The sequence below is a fragment of the Limnohabitans sp. TEGF004 genome (assembly GCF_027924965.1).
Classification (GTDB): Bacteria; Pseudomonadota; Gammaproteobacteria; order Burkholderiales; family Burkholderiaceae_C; genus Limnohabitans.
This window is the reverse complement of record NZ_AP027056.1, coordinates 1-20,282: the sequence shown is the minus strand read 5'-3', so window position 1 is coordinate 20,282 and position 20,282 is coordinate 1. Positions and strand designations below refer to the sequence as shown.

General features: G+C 55.2%; 16 protein-coding genes. 4 read left to right on the top strand and 12 right to left on the bottom strand.

The genetic code is table 11. The features are described from left to right. Positions 1–82 precede the first annotated feature (82 nt). Entirely contained in the window at positions 83–1,510 is a 1,428-nt protein-coding gene (locus LINBF2_RS00080) for an FAD-linked oxidase C-terminal domain-containing protein (protein ID WP_281889459.1), read from the top strand. Here the strand turns inward: LINBF2_RS00080 and LINBF2_RS00075 are convergent. The 9 genes from LINBF2_RS00075 to LINBF2_RS00035 form a co-directional block, all read right to left on the bottom strand. Further along, positions 1,479–3,230 (bottom strand): ATP-binding protein, encoded by a 1,752-nt coding sequence (locus LINBF2_RS00075; RefSeq protein ID WP_281889457.1) that lies wholly within the window; start codon positions 3,228–3,230, stop codon positions 1,479–1,481. The two genes, LINBF2_RS00080 and LINBF2_RS00075, sit on opposite strands and share 32 nt — an antisense overlap. An 8-nt stretch (positions 3,231–3,238) precedes the next feature. Beyond that, positions 3,239–4,993: an ATP-binding protein gene (locus tag LINBF2_RS00070; protein WP_281889455.1), complete on the bottom strand. Its 1,755-nt coding sequence runs from the start codon at positions 4,991–4,993 to the stop codon at positions 3,239–3,241. A 5-nt stretch (positions 4,994–4,998) separates the two neighbouring features. Continuing rightward, on the bottom strand, positions 4,999–5,919 hold the full coding sequence (locus LINBF2_RS00065) for a ParB/RepB/Spo0J family partition protein (RefSeq protein ID WP_281889454.1): 921 nt from the start codon (positions 5,917–5,919) through the stop codon (positions 4,999–5,001). Continuing rightward, positions 5,909–6,460 carry an alpha/beta fold hydrolase gene (locus tag LINBF2_RS00060; protein ID WP_281889452.1) on the bottom strand — a complete coding sequence of 184 codons (552 nt, stop codon included), beginning with the start codon at positions 6,458–6,460 and terminating at the stop codon, positions 5,909–5,911. The genes LINBF2_RS00065 and LINBF2_RS00060 overlap by 11 nt, the downstream gene beginning before the upstream one ends. A gap of 7 nt (positions 6,461–6,467) precedes the next feature. Continuing rightward, a complete protein-coding gene (locus tag LINBF2_RS00055) occupies positions 6,468–7,265 on the bottom strand; it encodes an AAA family ATPase (RefSeq protein ID WP_281889450.1) in 798 nt (265 codons plus the stop codon). A 27-nt stretch (positions 7,266–7,292) separates the two neighbouring features. Further along, positions 7,293–7,907, bottom strand: coding sequence for a LysE family transporter (locus LINBF2_RS00050; RefSeq protein WP_104796913.1), 615 nt, complete (start codon positions 7,905–7,907; stop codon positions 7,293–7,295). 30 nt (positions 7,908–7,937) lie between these two features. Beyond that, positions 7,938–8,594 (bottom strand): 16S rRNA (guanine(527)-N(7))-methyltransferase RsmG, encoded by a 657-nt coding sequence (gene rsmG / locus LINBF2_RS00045; RefSeq protein ID WP_281889447.1) that lies wholly within the window; start codon positions 8,592–8,594, stop codon positions 7,938–7,940. Next, entirely contained in the window at positions 8,594–10,630 is a 2,037-nt protein-coding gene (mnmG, locus tag LINBF2_RS00040; protein ID WP_281889445.1) for a tRNA uridine-5-carboxymethylaminomethyl(34) synthesis enzyme MnmG, read from the bottom strand. The genes rsmG and mnmG overlap by 1 nt, the downstream gene beginning before the upstream one ends. A 165-nt stretch (positions 10,631–10,795) precedes the next feature. After that, positions 10,796–13,072 carry a heavy metal translocating P-type ATPase gene (locus LINBF2_RS00035; protein WP_281889443.1) on the bottom strand — a complete coding sequence of 759 codons (2,277 nt, stop codon included), beginning with the start codon at positions 13,070–13,072 and terminating at the stop codon, positions 10,796–10,798. 33 nt (positions 13,073–13,105) lie between these two features. Here LINBF2_RS00035 and LINBF2_RS00030 point away from each other — a divergent pair, with 33 nt between their 5' ends. From LINBF2_RS00030 to LINBF2_RS00020, 3 genes are all read left to right on the top strand, one after another. Then, positions 13,106–13,300, top strand: coding sequence for a cation transporter (locus tag LINBF2_RS00030; RefSeq protein WP_104797154.1), 195 nt, complete (start codon positions 13,106–13,108; stop codon positions 13,298–13,300). Next, complete coding sequence (locus tag LINBF2_RS00025; RefSeq protein WP_281889440.1) at positions 13,297–14,160, top strand: pirin family protein; 864 nt, start codon at positions 13,297–13,299, stop codon at positions 14,158–14,160. Before LINBF2_RS00030 ends, LINBF2_RS00025 begins: the two co-directional genes overlap by 4 nt. A 113-nt stretch (positions 14,161–14,273) precedes the next feature. Then, the gene (locus tag LINBF2_RS00020; RefSeq protein WP_104796918.1) at positions 14,274–14,759 is read left to right on the top strand and encodes a Spy/CpxP family protein refolding chaperone; all 486 of its coding nucleotides are present in this window, start codon (positions 14,274–14,276) and stop codon (positions 14,757–14,759) included. Here the strand turns inward: LINBF2_RS00020 and gyrB are convergent. The 3 genes from gyrB to dnaA form a co-directional block, all read right to left on the bottom strand. After that, positions 14,756–17,320: a DNA topoisomerase (ATP-hydrolyzing) subunit B gene (gyrB, locus tag LINBF2_RS00015; RefSeq protein WP_281889438.1), complete on the bottom strand. Its 2,565-nt coding sequence runs from the start codon at positions 17,318–17,320 to the stop codon at positions 14,756–14,758. The genes LINBF2_RS00020 and gyrB overlap by 4 nt on opposite strands. Before the next feature lie 68 nt (positions 17,321–17,388). Continuing rightward, entirely contained in the window at positions 17,389–18,495 is a 1,107-nt protein-coding gene (dnaN, locus tag LINBF2_RS00010) for a DNA polymerase III subunit beta (protein ID WP_104796920.1), read from the bottom strand. Between the two features lie 232 nt (positions 18,496–18,727). Further along, on the bottom strand, positions 18,728–20,140 hold the full coding sequence (dnaA, locus tag LINBF2_RS00005) for a chromosomal replication initiator protein DnaA (protein WP_281891345.1): 1,413 nt from the start codon (positions 20,138–20,140) through the stop codon (positions 18,728–18,730). Positions 20,141–20,282: the final 142 nt, after the last annotated feature.

Below are 20,282 nucleotides of genomic sequence, written 5' to 3'. Positions count from 1 at the left end.
TGGCTTATTTTGCCTGTCACACGGGTGCTCTGGCTGACAGGAACATCATTCTTAGAATGAGGCATTGCTTAGGAGACACCTCATGAACGCCCCCATCGACCACCAACACCTCACGCCCGCCGTGGCACAACGCGAGGTGCCCGCTGAAATGATTGCCGCTTTGCAGGCGCGTTTCGGGGCGAACTGCTCAACCGCGTTGGTGGTGCGTGAGCAGCACGGGCGCGATGAGTCGCCCTTCACGCACGTGCCGCCGCCTGCTGCGGTGGTGTTTGCCGAAAGCACGCAAGATGTGGCCGACGCGGTGAAGATAGCTGCGCAATACAAAGTGCCAGTGATTCCGTTTGGTGTGGGCTCGTCGCTGGAAGGCCATTTGCTGGCGGTGCAAGGCGGCATCAGCGTGGATGTGAGCCGCATGAACCAGGTGCTGAGCATCAACGCCGAAGACCTGACGGTGACGGTGCAACCGGGCGTGACGCGCAAGCAGTTGAACGAAGAAATCAAGAGCACAGGTTTGTTCTTTCCGATCGACCCCGGTGCGGATGCGTCGATTGGCGGCATGTGCGCCACGCGTGCGAGCGGGACGAACGCTGTGCGCTACGGCACGATGCGCGAGAACGTGTTGACACTGGAAGTCGTGACCGCCAGTGGCGAGGTGATTCGCACAGGCACGCGCGCCAAGAAGTCGGCCGCGGGCTACGACTTGACGCGCTTGTTTGTGGGCAGCGAAGGCACGCTGGGTGTGATGACCGAAATGACGCTACGCATTTACCCACTGCCCGAGGCGGTGTCGGCGGCGGTGTGCTCGTTCCCCAGCATTGAGGCTGCCGTGCACACGACGATCACCACCATTCAAATGGGTGTGCCCATCGCGCGTGTGGAGTTGTTAGATGGTGGTTCTGTGAAGATCGTGAACCAGTACGCCAAGTTGAATTTGGCTGAGACACCGTTGTTGCTGATGGAGTTTCACGGCTCACCCGCCGGTGTGAAAGAGCAAGCCGAGACGGTGCAAGAGATTGCTGCCGAACATGGCGGTGTGGCGTTTGAATGGGCCACCACGCCCGAAGAGCGCACGCGCTTGTGGACGGCGCGACACAACGCCTACTTTGCTGCAATTCAAAGCCGCCCTGGTTGCCGCGCGGTGACCACCGACACGTGTGTGCCGATCAGCCGCTTGGCCGATGCCATGTTGGATTCGTTGGCCGAGGCCGATGCGTCCGGCCTGCCCTACTTCTTGGTGGGCCACGTGGGCGATGGCAACTTCCATGTGGGGTATTTGATTGACCCGAACAACCCCGATGAACACGCGCTGGCAGAAAGCCTGAACCACAAGTTGGTGGCGCGCGCGTTGAGCTTGGGCGGCACTTGCACCGGGGAACACGGCATTGGCTTGCACAAGATGGATTTCTTGCGTGCCGAAACAGGCGAAGGCGCGGTGGACATGATGCGCACCATCAAGCGGGCCTTAGACCCAGACAACATCATGAACCCAGGGAAGATTTTTTCTCTGTGAGCATCTGCGCCACTTGGGCGCAGACTTTGACGGCATCGAAGGGTTTGAGCACCACGGCGTTCACGCCCGCCGCAGAAAAGCGCTCTAGGTCTTGTGGGTTGACGTTGGCGGTGAGGCCCAAGACGGGGGTGTCGCACGCAGGCGCGCTCAAGGTTTGACGCAAGGCCGTGGTGGCTTCGATGCCATCCATCTCAGGCATGACCATGTCCATGAGGACCACATCGAAGGGGTGTTGACGCAGCGCTTCTAGTGCTTTGAGGCCGTTGTCGGCTTCAACAATCTCACAGTTTTTCCAATTGTTTTTGAGAATTTGGCGCACAAGCAAGCGGTTAATCGGATGGTCGTCGACCACTAAAAACCGCTGCGCTGCTTCGCTAGACGTGGCAGGGGTTTTGACCTTGGGCACTTCGACCTGTGGCGCAGCCACCTCGACCAACGGCAAGGTAAACCAAAACAAAGAGCCCGCACTCGGTTTGCTTTCAAAGCCGATGTGGCCCCCCATCAACTCGACCAAGCGTTGGGTGATGGACAAGCCCAAACCGTTGCCACCATAGCGCGACTGAATGTCGTCTTCAGCCTGCACAAAGCGTTGGAAAATTTTGGGCTGCTGCGCTTCAGGAATGCCAATGCCACTGTCGCGCACCGAGAAGCGCACACACAAAGGCTCTTGGCGCACGTGCAAGGTGACGTGACCTTGGTGGGTGAACTTGATGGCGTTGCCCAAGAGGTTGACCAAAATTTGCATCAAGCGATGGCGATCGGCGCGCACCCAGTGCGGCACGTTGGCGTCGATGGTGCAGGTGTATTGCAGGTGCATGCTCTCGACGCGTTGGGCAAACAAATCAAACGCGGTGTGCACGGTGTCGCGCAGCGCAAAGGTTTCGTATTGCACGTTGATCTTGCCCGCTTGCAGCTGCGAGTAGTCGAGCACGTCGTTGATGACGGTGAGCAAGTGGTCAGCAGACTGGCGTGTGTGGTTCAAAATTTTGAGCGCTTGCGGGTTGCCAGACACGCGGGCGAGCAGCATGTTGTTGAAGCCCAAAATCGCGTTCATGGGTGTGCGCAATTCGTGGCTGACGGTGGCGATGAACTGCTCGCGCAAGGCAGCGGTGCGCAGCAGCTCTTTGCGCTTTTCTTCAAGTTCCAAATTGCGCTGCAAGCTGGCCGCGTAGGCGCGACGAAACAAGCTGTCATACAAAAATGGAACGGTGATGACGATCAGCGTGACCACGGTGTACGTGGCGAACGAGGACATGACTTGCGCAATGCCCAGCGTGGGGTTGTCGGGCAACCATGCTTGCCAGGTGACGTAGGTCATGGCCGCTTCATCAAGCAACACAATGATCAACCACACCAACCCCGAGAAACGGCTGACGGCGTAGAACGGCACCAACGGAATGGCGGTCATCCACGCCATGCGCGGCGAGAAGATGCCCCCTGACATCCACGCGGCATAGCTGACTTGCAACAAAGCAGCAAGTAGGCCGATGTTGACCGCCCATTGCAAAGGTAGACCCACGGTGAATAAAACCACCAACACAAACACCACCGCCGCAAACACAAGGGGCACAGGCACGCCATTGGGATAGGGGGTGATGATGGCCAAGATGACCATGACAAAGATCAACAACCAAGCGACAAAGAAGAGGTACGGCAAGCGCCCTTCCCGAAAGCGCTGGGGCAAACGCGGAACAGCCCATGCGGTGAATTGATCGAACATGCTGGGCTTCATGTGAGCGCTCTCGCGGCATGCACAGCCAATGCGTTTGAAATTTTAGAAATCAGCTGCTGCTCATCCAAAGGTTTGTGCAACACATCGTTCATCCCAGAAGCGAGGCAACGGTCTTGATCGACGGGGTTGGCACTGGCGGTGAGGGCCAGGACTGGCATGTGGCACACCGGCGCAGGGAAGTTATGGCGCAAGGCTTGGGTGGCTTGCATGCCATCCATGTCGGGCATGACCATGTCCATCAAGACCAGATCAAAGGATTGGGTGCGTAGTTTTTCGAGTGCGATGGGGCCGCTGCTAGCTTCCACAATGTCGGCTTTGGGAAAACATTTTTTCAGCATCATGCGCGCGACCAACAGGTTCACCGCGTTGTCATCGACGAGCAAAATTTGCAACGCTTTGTCGACCAGCATGCGGGCCATTTCTGCGGCCGCTTTGGCCTCCCGAACTGCCACGCTACGCAAGGGCAGCTGAAACCAAAAACGTGCGCCCTGCCCTTGCACGCTGCTCACGCCAATGGTGCCGCCTTGCAAGCTGACTAAGCGTTCACAGATGGACAAGCCCAAACCTGTGCCGCCGTATTGGCGGTTGGTTTGCACGTCGGCGTGTTCAAAGCCGTTGAAGATTTGTTTTTGTCGATCGGCGGCAATGCCAATGCCCGAGTCTTGCACCTCAAACAACACGCCACCACCCACGCCCTGGGCGCGCACATGGATGTCTCCCGTGGATGTGAACTTGAAGGCGTTGTCGAGCAAGTAGCGCAGCACCTGAATCAGGCGACGACGGTCACCCTTGACCCACATGTTGTGCACGGCACTGGCCTCTAACTTCAGCGTCAGACCTTTGACTTGTGCTTTGGCCTCGTAAGAGACCAGTAGCTCGGCCAAGGTTTCGCGCAAACCAAACTCTTCTTCGTGCAAGGCCAGTCGACCGGCTTGGAGTTGTGAAAAATCCAAAATGTCGTTGACGACTTGCAGCAGTTGCTCGGTGGAGCGGCGAATGTGGTCCACCACTTCAGCGTCTTCCGTGCGCGCCGCCAACTCGGTACGCAAGATGCCGTTGAGACCCAAAATGGCATTCATGGGGGTGCGCAATTCGTGGCCCACAGAGGCAATGAATTCATCTTTGTGCGCTTGGGCGCGGAGGAGGGCTTGGTGTGTTTGCTCTAGCTCGGCATTGCTTTGGTCCATGTCGGCCACTTGGCTTCGGTGCATGCGGTCGGTGACAAACACCACAAACATCGCTAAGCCCAAGACCAAAAATTTGCTGGCCACCGTCCAAGCCATGACGTCGTTGGCCATGTTGATGTCGCTGTTGACCACGCCATGCTGGCTGATGAGCAACAACAACAAATTGGCAACAAAAACGCTGACGACCCAAAACAAAGCGGCCGTTCGGTCAAGCAACAAAATGGCGGGCAACACAGCAGCCGTCATCCACACCATGACTGGCGAGTTGATGCCGCCGGTCATGGCCGCGAGATAGGCCACATAACCGATAGACCACAACAAGGTGCCGTGGGCGATCCACAAATAAGGCAAGCCCACCAAGAGCAACGCCAGCAAACCCCAGTAACCAACCGTGCCCACCAAGTTGGCGACATGGTCGTAATCGGGTTGGTAAATGAAGTAAAACGGCAGTGAGCAAGCGCCCACCAAGAGCAACATATACGTCAACAAGCTGCGACGGCGTTCGAGCGGAGAGCCTTTTAAAAAGGCTTTTGGCAAGAAGAGGTTGTGCAGCGTTTGAAGCATCCGTTTTAAGGTTTGCGAAGTTTGTCGATGAGGCCGTTGAGTTCGTCGATGGAGCCGAATTGAATTGCCAACTCACCCATTTCTTCCACTCTGCCATGACGCTTGACGCGTTTTTTGACGCGCACTTCAACTTGTGCGGTGAGCAGATCAGAAAGTTCTTCTTCGACGCGTTTGATGTCGCGTGATTTTTCACTCTTGGGTTTTTGCGGCACGAGGTTGAATTCGGCACTGAGTTTTTTGACCAAGCTTTCGGCTTCGCGCACCGACATTTTTTTGGCGCTGATTTGATTGGCCGCGGTGATTTGCGTGCCACGGTCCAAGGCCAACAACGCACGGGCGTGACCCATATCGATGTCGCCCGCCATGAGCATGGACTGCACGGGCTCGGCCAAGTTGAGTAAGCGCAACAAGTTGCTGGCGGCGCTGCGTGAGCGGCCCACCGCTTGCGCTGCCAGTTCGTGCGTGAGGCCAAACTCTTTGATGAGGCGTTGCAAGCCTTGTGCTTCTTCGAGCGGGTTGAGGTCTTCGCGCTGGATGTTTTCGATCAGCGCCATGGCGGCGGCAGCTTCGTTGGGCACGTTGCGCACGAGCACGGGCACGGTGTCTAGGCCTGCTAACTTGGCCGCACGGCTGCGGCGTTCACCCGCGATGATTTCGTATTTGCCTGCGTTGGGACCATCGTTCAACTGCCGCACAAGGATGGGCTGCATGATGCCTTGAGCTTTGATGCTTTCAGCCAGCTCATACAAAGCGCCCTCGTCCATGCGCGTGCGTGGCTGGTACATGCCGGGCACCATTTGGCTCAAGGGCAAGGTATTGGGCAAGCCGTCGGCGGCGGCGATTTGTGCGGCAACGCTGTCGTCGACTTTGGGGCCGAGCAAGGCTTCGAGGCCGCGGCCTAAGCCTTTGGTTTTTTTAGTGACCATGGGGTACTTCTTCTTTCAGTAAATCTTGCAACAGGGCAAAGCCTTCGGGCCAATCGCCCAGGTTAGATTCGGCATTGATGTGACCGCTCATGCCGCAATCGACCAAACGCGAACCCCACGCATGGGCCAAGGCACTGGCGCGCATGAAGCTGCAATACGGGTCGTTGCGACTGGTCGCCACGACCGATGGAAACGGCATGCGCTCGCGCACGATGGGGCTCCAACTGTGCAGCATTTGTTGCATCTCGGGACGCTCAGTATCAGCGGGCGCAACCAACAACGCGCCTTTGACTTGGTGGGCAATCAACGAGTGTGACGCCCACGCCGCCACCAACACGCAGCCCAGGCTGTGGGCCACCAACACGGCGTTGGGGTTGGCCAGCACGGCTTCTTCGAGCTGAATCATCCAGTCGCCACGCAAGGGCCAATCCCAGCTGTGTTGTTCGACACGGATGTAGCCGTGCGCGTTTTGCCACAGACTTTGCCAATGGCTAGGGCCGCTGTTGTGCCAGCCGGGCAGGATGAGTACGGGGGTTGTCACGCGGGGCTTAAAACGATTTGACGCGTTCGACCATCTCTTGCGCAAAGTCGACAAACGCGTGGCTGCCTTTGGCCGACGGGTCAAACACCACGCCAGGCAAACCGTAACTGGGCGCCTCGGCCAAGCGCACATTGCGCGGGATGACGGCGCTGAACACTTTGTCACCAAAGTGGTCTTTGAGTTGGTCACTCACCTGCTGTTGCAAGGTGATGCGTGGGTCAAACATGACGCGCAAGAGGCCAATGATTTTGAGGTCGCGGTTGAGGTTGGCGTGCACCTGTTTGATGGTGTTGACCAAGTCGGTCAGCCCTTCCAGAGCGAAGTATTCGCACTGCATGGGCACGATGACACCGTGCGCAGAGCACAAGCCATTGAGTGTCAGCATGGACAACGAGGGCGGGCAGTCGATAAGAATAAAGTCGTATTCAGAATCCACAGCGGCCAAGGCTTGTTTGAGGCGGTTCTCGCGACGCTCCAACGACACCAGCTCAACTTCGGCACCCGCCAAGTCACGGTTAGCGCCCAGGACATCGTAGGTTGGGATTTTGCTGCGCACGCCATCGGTGCCCCAGTTGCTGCGAATGCGGGCTTCGGCCACGCTGGCTTCTTCCAACAACACGTCGTACACCGACAACTCCATCTCCCGCTTATCCACGCCGGAGCTCATGGTGGCATTGCCCTGTGGGTCGAGGTCAACCATCAACACGCGCTGCCCGACGAATGCCAAGCCTGCCGCCAAATTGACGGTGGTGGTGGTCTTGCCAACGCCACCTTTTTGATTGGCAACGCAAAAGATTTTGGCCATACAGAGCTTTCGAAAGAGACAGAAAAATTATTGAAACAACGCCAGCTTCAGGCCAAAAGCCATGAGCAAAGTACCCGCCACTTTGTTGAGCATCACACTCACCATCGGATTGGCGCGCACGCGCTCAGCCAAATGATGGGCCAACAAGACAACCACCAAGCCATACAAGAAAGTCAGCGCAGCAATCGTGACAGCCATGAAGCCAAAGGTCAGCAAACCTTGATGGACCGCAGGGTCCACGAACAACGGAAAGAAGGCCATGTAAAACACAATCGCTTTGGGGTTGAGCACGGTGATGAACAGCCCTTGGCGAAAGTAGTGATCGGACTTCATATTCAGCACCGGCGCATCACCCGGCTTGCTGTTGAACAAGGAATAACCCAAGCCCAACAAGTAAGCAGCACCCGCCCATTTGACCGAGCTGTACAAGCCTGGGTAATTGATGAGCACCGCTGACAAACCCGCCACCGCCAGCCACAGCAACACCTGGTCACCCGCGATCACGCCCAGCGTGGCAGCCAAACCCGAACGCACCCCGCCCTTGCCAGTTGCGGTGAGCAAAGCCAAGTTACCGGGGCCGGGAATGGCTAAAAAGACAATGATGGCCACGACAAAAGCGCCGTAGTCCGCGATACCGAACATAGAAGACTCAGGTTTAAAACTGAGAGAAGTTTAACCGCGCATCCAGATGATGCAGCGCTCGGCATCCAGACCGGGAACTTGGAGCTGTTCCACGTGAAACACTTTGACGCTTTCTGGCAACACGGCCAGCTCTTGGTCAGGGTGTTTGCCCTTCATGGCCATCCACACGCCATGGCTGGCCAAGGCTGACTTGGACCAAGCGGTGAAGTCCACCAACGAGGCAAAGGCACGGGAGCAAACCACGTCATAGGGCCGAGTCAAGCTTTCGACACGGGCGTGCAGACCTTTGAGGTTGGGCAATTTCAGAGTGGCCGCCACCTGCTGGATGAAGGCAGCTTTTTTGGCCACCGTATCCACGCAGGTCACCAAGATTTCAGGGCACGTGATGGCGATGACGATGCCGGGCAAACCAGCGCCCGCCCCCACATCCAACAAACTGAGCTGGGTTTGACCTTCTGGCAAAACCAGCTTGGCCAATTCGCGACGCAGAGGCGCAACCACCGCCAAGCTATCCAGCAAATGATGCGTGAGCATTTCGTTGGCATCACGCACAGCCGTCAGGTTGTAAACCTTGGTCCATTTGCCAATCAAATCCATGTAGGCCAAGAGTTGGGCTTGTTGCGCACCGGACAAAGACAAGCTCAATTCATCAAGGCCTTTTTGCAGGGCTGGCGACAAAGGATGCATCAGTTCACCTCGCTCGCATCGGCCGCCGACGCTTGGGCAAAGCCTTTGACGCGCGAGCGCTTCAAGTGAATGAGTAACAACGAAATGGCCGCAGGCGTGATGCCCGACATGCGCGAGGCTTGGCCCAAAGTTTCTGGGCGCTGGCGGCTCAGGCGCTGACGCACCTCGATCGATAAAGCGGTGACTTGGTTGTAGTCCAAGTCTTCGGGCAATTTGAGGTTTTCGTAATGGGCAGCACGACCCACCTCTTCGCGCTGTCGGTCGATATAGCCCGAGTATTTGGCTGCGATTTCAATCTGCTCGATGATGGCTCGGGTGGATTCACGTGAAACATCGTCGCCGGCAAAGCCATCGGTGATGTCTTGGTTTTGGTACTTGGCGCTATCCAAAGACATCAAGCCCTGGTAGCTCACATCGGGGCGACGGAGCAAATCGGCCAAGTTGTATTCGCGGTCAATGGCCTTGCCCATGACGCGCTCGGCCTCGGTAGCGGGCAAGTTGCGGGGGTTCACCCAAATGGATTTGAGGCGTTCTGTTTCACGTGAAACAGCTTCTTGTTTGCGACTGAAGGCTTCCCAGCGTGCGTCATCGACCAGGCCCATTTGTCGGCCGACTTCGGTCAGGCGCACATCGGCGTTGTCTTCGCGCAGCTGCAGACGAAACTCAGCGCGGCTGGTGAACATGCGGTAGGGCTCGGTGACGCCCTTGGTGGTGAGGTCATCGACCAATACACCCAAGTAGGCCTGGTCACGACCAGGCGTCCATGCGCCGCCGAAGTCATTGGGCGCGCCGGCCAAGCTACGGCATTGCAAGGCGGCATTGATACCAGCGAACAAACCTTGGGCTGCCGCTTCTTCGTAACCGGTGGTGCCATTGATTTGTCCGGCAAAGAACAAACCGCCAATGGCGCGGGTTTCGAAACTGCGCTTGAGCTGGCGCGGGTCAAAGTAGTCGTACTCGATGGCGTAACCGGGGCGAATGATGTGGGCGTTTTCTAAACCCTTCATGGAGCGGACCAAGTCATACTGGATGTCAAACGGCAAGCTGGTGCTGATGCCGTTGGGGTAGTACTCGTGGGTGGTCAGGCCTTCGGGCTCTAAGAAAATTTGGTGACTGTCTTTGTCGGCGAAGCGGTTGATCTTGTCTTCCACGCTCGGGCAATAGCGCGGACCGACGCCCTCAATCTTGCCCGTGAACATAGGGCTGCGATCAAAGCCAGATCGGATGATGTCGTGGGTACGCTGGTTGGTATGGGTAATCCAGCACGGCATGTGTTGCGGGTGCATAGACGCACGGCCCATGAAACTGAACACAGGTACTTCACCCAACACGCCCGCGGAGCGTGCGCCGTTTTCGGTTTGGTTGGCCACGCCATCGCCGGGTTGCTCGATGCATTGGCTGAAGTCAATCGTGCGACCATCAATGCGCGGGGGGGTGCCAGTTTTCAAACGACCCTGCGGCAACTTGAGTTCTTTGAGTCGGGCTGACAAGCTGAGTGCAGGCGGGTCACCGGCACGGCCACCTGCGTAGTTGTTCAGGCCAACGTGAATCTTGCCATCCAAGAAAGTGCCAGCGGTCAACACCACAGTGCGGCTACGGAATCGAATGCCCGCTTGGGTGCAGGCGCCCACCACGCGATCGCCCTCCACCATCAGGTCGTCCACCGCTTGTTGGAACAGCCACAAATTGGGCTGGTTTTCCAACATGCGGCGAATGGCGGCTTTGTACAAAATGCGGTCAGCTTGCGCGCGGGTGGCACGCACGGCAGGACCTTTGGAGCTGTTGAGAATACGGAACTGAATGCCTGACTCGTCGGTGGCCAAGGCCATGGCACCGCCCAAAGCATCCACCTCTTTGACCAAGTGACCTTTGCCAATGCCACCAATGGACGGGTTGCAACTCATCTGGCCCAAGGTTTCGATGTTGTGACTTAAGAGTAAAGTTTTAGCCCCCATGCGTGCCGCGGCCAACGCGGCCTCGGTGCCGGCGTGTCCACCGCCAACCACGATGACATCAAACTCTTGGGGGTACAACATAAAACCAACCTTTGGGTGTGCACAGGCACAGATGCGCAGGGGCTGTGCGCCGCCCTGCTTAGCAGCGGGCGATTTTACTAGGCTGTGTTGGCCGACAGAGAATGTATGGTCTCTACGCGAAAACCAAAGCGCATACCAACAAGCAAAGCCGCGTCCGAAAGCGAATCAAGGCTTCCAGCGCTTGAGCAACAAGGCGTTGGTCATCACGCTCACCGAGCTCAGCGCCATGGCCGCACCCGCCACGACGGGGCTTAAGTAACCCATGGCGGCGAGCGGAATGCCTGCCGCGTTGTAGGCAAATGCCCAAAACAAGTTTTGGCGAATCTTGGCCACGGTGCGGGCCGAGATATCCAACGCACCCGCCACCAACGCCACATCCCCACGCATGAGCGTGATGCCAGCGGCTTGCATGGCGACATCGGTACCTCCGCGTTGACCATCGGCATTGAGGTTAGCCATGGCAAGGCCCACATCGGCGGCGGCCAAGGCCGGTGCGTCGTTGATGCCGTCACCCACAAATGCCACCACATGGGCTGCACCGTTGGAGTTGTGTTGCAAGCTTTTCACCAAAGCAGCTTTGTCGCCGGGCATGACCTCGGCATGCACTTCGTCTGCACGCAAACCCAAACGCGCGGCCATGGCTTGGGCGGCACCCACGTTGTCGCCCGAAATCATGACCAAACGCAAACCGCGTGCGCGTAACTTGGCCAACGCACCTTGCACGCCCGGCTTAGGCTCATCCCCAAAAGCCAACACGGCGAGCGCAACGACCCCTTGCGGCGTGCGTTCAGCCAAGACCGACACCGTGGCACCCTGCGCTTGCAAAGCGGCTGCACGGGCTTGCCATTCACCAGCGGGCACAGACAAAGCATCCATCCATCGCAAACTGCCCAACAGCAAGTGGCGCCCTTGCACCACGCCTTCGCTGCCAAAGCCAGCGACCGCCTTCACGCCTTCGGGCGTGGCATAGCTCAAGCCATTTGTTTTGGCTGCTTGCACCACCGCATGGGCCAAAGGATGCTCGCTGCCGCTTTGCAAACAAGCCGCCAGCGCGAGCAAGGTTTGTGCGTGAGCCGTCATTTGTGCGGGAGCATCTGGTGAATCGACAGCATCGACGTCTTGCAGCGCCAACAAAGACAGCAAGCGTGGTTGCCCAACGGTGAGCGTGCCTGTTTTATCAAACGCCACCGTATCCGCTTTGTGCGCCACTTCTAATGCTTGCGCATCTTTGATGAGGATGCCGTGCTTCGCCGCCACACCCGTGCCCGCCATGATGGCTGCGGGCGTCGCCAACCCGAGCGCACACGGGCAAGCAATGACCAATACCGCCACGCAATGGATGAGCGACACCTCCAGGCTGTGGCCTGTGAACCACCAAACCAACAACGTGACCAACGCCAGCACTAAGACCACAGGCACAAACACCGCAGACACTTGGTCCACCAGGCGTTGAATTGGCGCTTTGGCCGCTTGCGCGTCTTCCACCAAACGGATGATGTTGGCCAACACAGTGGTGGTACCTGTGGCGCTGACGCGCACTACCACGCGACCTTCGCCGTTGATGCTGCCTCCGGTCACGCGTGAATCGATGGCTTTGTGCACAGGCAAAGGCTCACCCGTGAGCATGGCTTCATCCACTTGGGTTTGGCCTTCAAGCACCACACCATCAGCCGCAAAACGTTCACCGGGCAAGACGACCAAGCTGTCGCCCACCAACAATTCTTCGATGGGAATTTCCACCTCGCCATCCAAGGTGATGACGCGCGCGCGCGCAGGGCGCAAGGCATGCAAGGCGCGAATGGCATCGGTGGTTTGGCGCTTGGCACGCGCCTCTAACCACTTGCCCAACAACACCAAAGAGATGACCACCGCCGAACCTTCGAAGTACAAATGCACCATCGCACCCGCAGGCGCTGTAAGCCACAGCCACACCGACAAGGCCCAACCCGCCGTGGTGCCCAAAGCCACCAACAAATCCATGTTGCCGCTGCCCGCCAACAAGGCATGCCAACCCGCTTTGTAAAAACGTGCGCCCAGCACGAACTGCACAGGCGTCGCCAACACAAACTGCCACAACGCCGACAACATCCAGTGCTGACCCAAGGCATCGCCCACCATCGGTAAGACCAACGGCGCACTGAGCAACAAACCCATGGCGACGGGCATGAAACCTGTCCACGCACCTTCTGGTGCTTGTTCCAAATGTTCGGCCGCCAAAGGCTCGTAACCCGCATCACGCACCGCGCGTCGCAGGCGAGCTTGTTGGGTTTGCTCGTCTTCTGAGGCTTGGGAAGCGGCCCAATTGACCCTCGCCGATTCGGTCGCCAAGTTGACGCTGACCGATTCAACACCAGGCAATTTGGCAATCGTGCGCTCCACACGGGCCACGCACGATGCACAGGTCATTCCACCAATACCAATATCGCAGGACAATTCAGACATAGGTTAAGGTTACATCTTTATAAGGAGCCCATGATGGATAACACGTTTCAAGTCCAAGGCATGACCTGTGGCCATTGCGAAATGGCCGTTAAAAAAGCGATTGCACGCCTAGACCCAGACGCCAAGGTGGAGATTGACCGCAGCACCGGCAAAGTCGATGTGCACAGCAGCAAGCCACGCGAGGACATTGCGCACGCCATTGCTGACGAAGGCTACCAAGTCGCATGAGCACCGTGCGTGAAGCTCGTGGCGTCGAGCGCTTGGTGCAAGGCCAAGACACCCAAGACGGCGCAGGTGTACGTCTGACACGCGTGCTGAGCCATGACTTGCAAGAGCGTCTTGACCCGTTCTTAATGCTCGATGCGTTTGGCAGCGACAACCCCGGTGACTACATTGCGGGCTTTCCCAACCACCCACACCGAGGTTTCGAAACGGTGACCTACATGATTGCCGGTCGCATGCGCCACAAAGACAGCGGTGGACACAAAGGTTTGCTGCAAAACGGCGGCGTGCAATGGATGACCGCCGGTCGCGGTCTGACGCACAGCGAAATGCCAGAGCAAGAAGAGGGTGTGATGGAAGGCTTTCAGCTGTGGCTGAATCTGCCCGCTAAAAACAAACTCTGCGAGCCTTGGTACCGTGACATTCAAAGCGAAGAAATTCCTGAAGTCACCACGGCTGAAGGTGTGTTGGTACGCGTGATTGCTGGGCAATCACACGGCGCAGAGGGGGCCATAAAACGCGAATACACCGAACCTTTGTATTTGGACCTACACTTCCCTGCCACTGACGGCACGGTGTTCGAGCAACCCTTGCCCGCCACACACAATGCGTTTGTGTATGTGTACCGTGGTGGACTAGACGTGGTGCAAGGCGACCAAGCCACCGCTGTGCCTATCAAACGCATGGCCGTGCTAGCCAACGGCGGTGATGGCATGGTGCTGCGTGCCCAAGCCAACACACGCGCCATTGTCATTGCCGGCAGACCGTTGAACGAACCCATCGCGCAATACGGCCCGTTTGTGATGAACACCCGCGAGGAGCTGGTGCAAGCCGTGGACGACTTTCGTGCAGGCTTAATGGGATAGGGCCAGCTACAAAACTTTACGTAACTTGTGCTGCAGCGCACAGACGCGTTACACAGACGGTTCACAGTACGAACTTGACAGAGGCATCTCGCCTCTGACTTCAAGGAACTTCTATGACACGTTTGAACAGCACACGTTTTGCACTCTCTGTTTTGTTAGCGGGCTCTGCGATTGCCGCTATCGTCCCTGCACACGCCCAACCCATGATGGGTGAAATGGGTGTGCATCACGACGAGGGTCGTATGCACGAGCGCATGACCAAGCATTGGGACAAGCGTCAAACCGAATTAAAAGCCAAGCTTCATTTGGCCCCCTCGCAAGAGCCTGCATGGAACACTTTTGTGCAAGGCATGAAAGTCCCTGCAAAGCCATTGGCTCAATCAGTAGACCGTGATGCCTTGGCCAAGTTGAATACACCTGAGCGCATGGAAAAGATGAATGCTGCACATGAAGCCAATTTGGCCGCCATGCAAGCCCACATCAAACAACGCACAGAAACAACGCGTACGTTCTATAACCAATTGAGCGTGGAACAGCAAAAAGTATTTGACGCGGAAACCCTCCCAGAGCATTCACGCTGGAAGGGCAAGCGCGATTAAATATCGATGTTGGCAGCGCGCAGTGCGTTATTTTCGATGAAGTTGCGGCGAGGCTCAACCTCGTCGCCCATCAACATAGTGAACACACGATCGGCTTCGATGGCATCGTCAATTTGCACGCGCAGCAAGCGGCGCACTGTGGGGTCCATCGTAGTTTCCCAGAGCTGCGCTGGGTTCATTTCGCCCAAGCCCTTGTAACGTTGACGGGCTGTGGCGTTTTCGGCTTGGCCAATCAACCACTTCATGGCTTGACGGAAGTCAGAAACTTTTTCTTCTTTAGCTTTCTCGCCTTCGCCGCGGTGCACCTTCGAGCCCTCACACACTAAGTCGCGGAAGGTTTGTGCGGCTTCAGCCAAAGCGCCGTAATCAGCACCGTGCACGAAGTCTTGGGTAATCACGCTGCTCTTGACGTTGCCGTGGTGGCGACGGCTAATACGCAAGATAGGTTTGTCGGTACGCACATCGAACTCGCCCGAAGCTTCTGAGCCGCTGCCGAGTTCGCGCAATTTTTCTTGCATGGCCACAGCCGATTTTTCAGCATCGGCCACAGTGTCGAGGTTGATAGACACACCATCCGCAATTGCGCGCAAGGCTTCAGCGTCCATAAAGCCACTCAAGCGAGCAATGACAGATTCAGCCACTTGGTGTTTACGCGCCAATTCGCCCAAGGTGTCGCCACTCAAAACTTGAGAGTTGGCACCGCCTGTGGTGATGCTTGCGTCTTTCAACGCAATACGCAGCAAGAAACCATCCAAAGCAGAGGCGTCTTTAAGGTACAGCTCTTCTTTGCCCGCCTTCACTTTGTACAGAGGTGGTTGTGCAATGTAGATGTGGCCACGCTCGACGAGCTCTGGCATTTGACGGTAGAAGAAGGTCAACAACAGCGTACGAATGTGCGCACCGTCCACGTCAGCGTCAGTCATGATGATGATGCGGTGGTAACGCAGCTTGTCGACATTGAAGTCATCCGTGGCCGACTTGCCAGACTCAGCACTGGCTTTACCAATACCGGTGCCCAATGCCGTGATGAGCGTCAAGATTTCATTGCTGGTCAGCAGCTTTTCGTAACGTGCTTTTTCAACGTTCAAAATCTTGCCGCGCAAAGGCAGAATGGCTTGGAATTTACGGTCACGACCCTGTTTGGCTGAACCTCCAGCGGAGTCACCCTCCACGATGTAGATTTCGCACAGCGATGGGTCTTTTTCTTGGCAATCGGCCAACTTGCCTGGCAAGCCCATACCGTCCAACACACCTTTGCGGCGTGTCATCTCGCGCGCTTTGCGGGCAGCTTCGCGTGCACGGGCGGCTTCCACAATCTTGCCGCAAATGATTTTGGCGTCGTTGGGGCGCTCTTGCAAATAGTCTGTCAGTGTTTTGGCGACGATGTCTTCCACAGGCGCACGCACTTCGCTAGACACAAGTTTGTCTTTGGTTTGGCTGCTGAACTTCGGCTCAGGGACTTTGACAGACAGCACACAGCACAAGCCTTCGCGCATGTCGTCACCCGTCACTTCAACTTTGGCCTTCTTGGCAAATTCGTTTTCTTCGATGTACTTGTTGATGACGCGAGTCATCGCAGCGCGTAAACCCGTCAGGTGGGTACCGCCATCGCGTTGTGGAATGTTGTTGGTGAAACACAAAACGTTTTCGTTATAACCATCGTTCCACTGCATGGACACTTCCACACCAATGTTGGTACCTGGAATGCCACCATAGGTCTCGGCGGGACGATCACCTTCAGCGTAAAACGCATTGGGGTGCAATACCTTCTTGCCTGAGTTGATGAAGTCCACAAAGCCCTTCACACCACCTGCACCAGAAAAGTCGTCTTCTTTGCCCGTACGTTCGTCCAACAAGCGGATACGCACACCATTGTTCAAAAAGCTGAGTTCGCGCAAACGCTTGCTCAAAATCTCGTAATGAAAGTCAGTGTTTTGCGTGAAGATTTCTGTGTCAGGCAAGAAGTGAACTTCTGTTCCGCGCTTTTCGGTATCACCGGTGATGCGCATGGGGGACACTTCAACACCATTCACCACTTCAATCAAACGGTTTTGCACGAAACCTTTGGAAAACTCTAAGGTGTGAACCTTACCTTCGCGACGGACCACCAAACGCAACGATTTGGACAGCGCGTTCACACAAGACACACCCACGCCGTGCAAACCACCCGATACCTTGTAGCTGTTTTGGTTGAACTTACCTCCGGCATGCAATTCGGTCAAAGCGATTTCAGCGGCACTGCGCTTAGGCTCGTGCTTGTCATCCATCTTCACACCGGTAGGAATACCACGGCCGTTGTCTGTGACGCTGATGGAGTTATCGCTATGAATGGTGACCACGATGTCATCACAATGACCCGCTAACGCTTCGTCAATTGAGTTGTCAACCACCTCAAACACCAAGTGGTGCAAGCCTGAACCATCAGATGTATCACCGATGTACATGCCAGGACGCTTACGAACCGCCTCAAGGCCTTCCAAAATTTGAATTGACCCCTCACCATAGCCTTCACCGGCTGGAGGCGTCACTGGGGTTTCAGGAGTTTGAGTGGGTTCGGTCATAGCAAGTCTTCGTGCGTGAGGCACAAGCACCTCACGGGTTCAATCGTAAAAAGGAAAACAACGATGCGTTAGATACGCATTGGCATCACCACATATTTAAAGGTGGTGTTTTCAGGAATGGTGATAAGTGCTGAGCTGTTGGAATCAGCCAAATCAACCTGCACCATGTCTTGGTCCATATTGGTCAAAGCATCGATCAAGTACGTGACGTTGAAGCCAATTTCAATGGCGTCGCCGTTGTAATCAATTTCAAGTTCGTCCACTGCTTCTTCTTGCTCAGCGTTACTAGATGCCACGCGCAACACACCTGGCTCCAAGTTCAAGCGAACGCCTTTGAACTTCTCGCTGGTCAGGATTGCTGTGCGTTGCAAAGTAGCCAACAAAGCTGTACGACCCATGGTGATGGTGTTCTTGTGATTCTTTGGAATCACGCGGTTGTAATCTGGAAACTTGCCTTCCACCAGCTTGGTCACAAATTCCATGCCGTCGAATGTGAACTTGGCTTGGTTACCAGCAAATTGCATTTCGATGGCACCTTCTTTGTCGCTCAACAAGCGCTGCATTTCGAGAACTGTTTTACGAGGCAAGATGACTTCTTGGCGTGGTACTTCCACATCCAAAGTTGCAGAAGAGAAAGCCAAGCGATGACCATCTGTGGCAACCAAGCTAAGTTGTTTACCTTCCGCCACAAACAAAATGCCGTTCAAATAATAACGGATGTCATGCACAGCCATGGCGAATGACACTTGGTGCAACAACTCTTTGAGTGTCTTTTGTGGCACGCTGAAAGAAGGACCAAAGTTGGCAGCTTCTTGCACCAATGGGAAATCTTCAGCAGGCAAGCTTTGCAAAGTAAAGCGGCTTTTACCACCTTTCAAAATCAATTTGTTTTGATTTGATTCCAAACTGACGGTTTGGTCAGAAGGCATGGTGCGCAAGATGTCAATCAACTTGCGTGCACCAACGGTAGTCGTAAAGTTACCTGCATCACCATCAAGTTCTGCAGTGGTGCGAATTTGAATTTCTAAATCGCTGGTGGTCAGTTGTAGCGAACTACCTGTTTTGCGAATCAACACATTTGCCAAGATTGGCAATGTGTGACGACGTTCAACGATACCTGCAACAGATTGCAGAACAGCTAAAACCTTGTCTTGTGTTGCTTTCAGTACGATCATCTCTTCCTCTTGTTTTCTTTATTTAAATTAGTAGTAGTAGATAAGCAAAGCATCTTTCTGTGGACAACAGCATTTTCCTCTTTTTTTTCAAGCACTTGGACACAGCGTGAAGGTGTTGGCAAGCTTGCTTTTCTGCTGTCGTTCAAAAGGGGATAACTTTTAAATTCCTACTTTTCTGTGGATAACTCTGGTGTTGTCCAGAAACTATCCACAAGGTTGTTGTTCTAGCTGTTTAGCCCTTGAGTGTTTGTTCGAGAACATGCAGCTGTTGATTTAAATCAGCCATTTGCTGCCGTTCTGCAGTGATTTTGCGTACTGCATGCAGCACAGTGGTGTGATCACGTCCGCCAAACAGCTCACCAATCTCAGGAAGGCTTTTTTGCGTGAGCTCTTTCGCTAGATACATCGCTATCTGGCGTGGCCTTGCAATTGATGCAGGGCGCTTCTTAGAGTACATGTCAGCCACTTTGATCTTGTAATAGTCGGCAACTGTTTTTTGGATGTTCTCTACGGAAATCTGGCGGTTCTGAATAGAAAGTAAATCGCGCAGGGCATCGCGTGCCAGCTGAATCGAAATTTCTTTCTGATTGAAACGTGAATAAGCCAAGATTTTGCGCAGTGCGCCTTCAAGCTCACGCACGTTAGAACGCACGTTTTTGGCCACGAAGAAGGCTACTTCCTCAGGCATTTCAGAGCCTTCAACGCGTGACTTACTGATCAGAATTGCAACACGCATTTCTAATTCGGGCGGCTCGATAGCAACAGTTAAGCCCGCATCAAAGCGCGACACCAAGCGCTCGTGAATGTCTGTCAAGCCTTTTGGATATGTGTCACTCGTCATAATGATGTGAGACTTCTTGGCCAGCAGAGCTTCAAATGCGTTGAAAAATTCTTCTTGGGTACGTTCTTTGTTGGCAAAAAACTGCACATCGTCGATCAAAAGCAAATCTAGCGAGTGATAACGCTCTTTGAATTCATCAAAAGTTTTGCGCTGATAGGCTTTAACCACATCCGAAACAAACTGTTCTGCATGGATGTAGAGAACTTTGGCATCTGGGCGCTCAGACAGCAGCTTGTTACCTACCGCGTGCATCAAATGTGTCTTGCCCAAACCTACCCCACCGTAAATGAACAAGGGGTTATATAACTGACCGGGCATGGTTGCCACATGCATGGCAGCAGCACGGGCCATGCGGTTGGCTGTACCCTCGACCAAGGTATCAAAGGTCAGCGCTGTGTTGAGGCGTGTGCGTGGCCCGCTGGGAACACCTTCTTCCAGTCCTACAAAGCTTTCAGGAAGCGACTCAAGCTCTTGAGAGAATGAAACAGGTTTAATCCTGACAGGGGTTTCTTTGGGAGTGATCGCTAACTCAACTTGAATGGGCTGACCGTACATTTGTTGCAACAAACCAGCAATTCGGTTGGCATATTGGGCACGAATCCAGTCTAATTTGAAGCGGTTACCCACCAAAATAACCACTTTGCTAAAGTCTTCAGCGACGTTGGCAACCAATGGTTTGATCCACGTATTGAACTGTTGTTCTGGTAGTTCTTGCGCCAGTTGATCGACGCAGGCCTGCCACAAACCTTCACCAGATCCTGGTGGTAGGCCATCGGCGGCAGAAGATAGAAGACCTGAGTTCATGAGATATTTTTCTGTGGACAGCTGCCCTAAAAAGGCAGGCAACCAAGCACTTTATCAAAAAATTATCCACAGGGTGAGTAAATCTGAAAGACTTTAAAAAAGCAAAGCTAAAAAGAGTGTGGATAAAATTCTGCAAATGCCC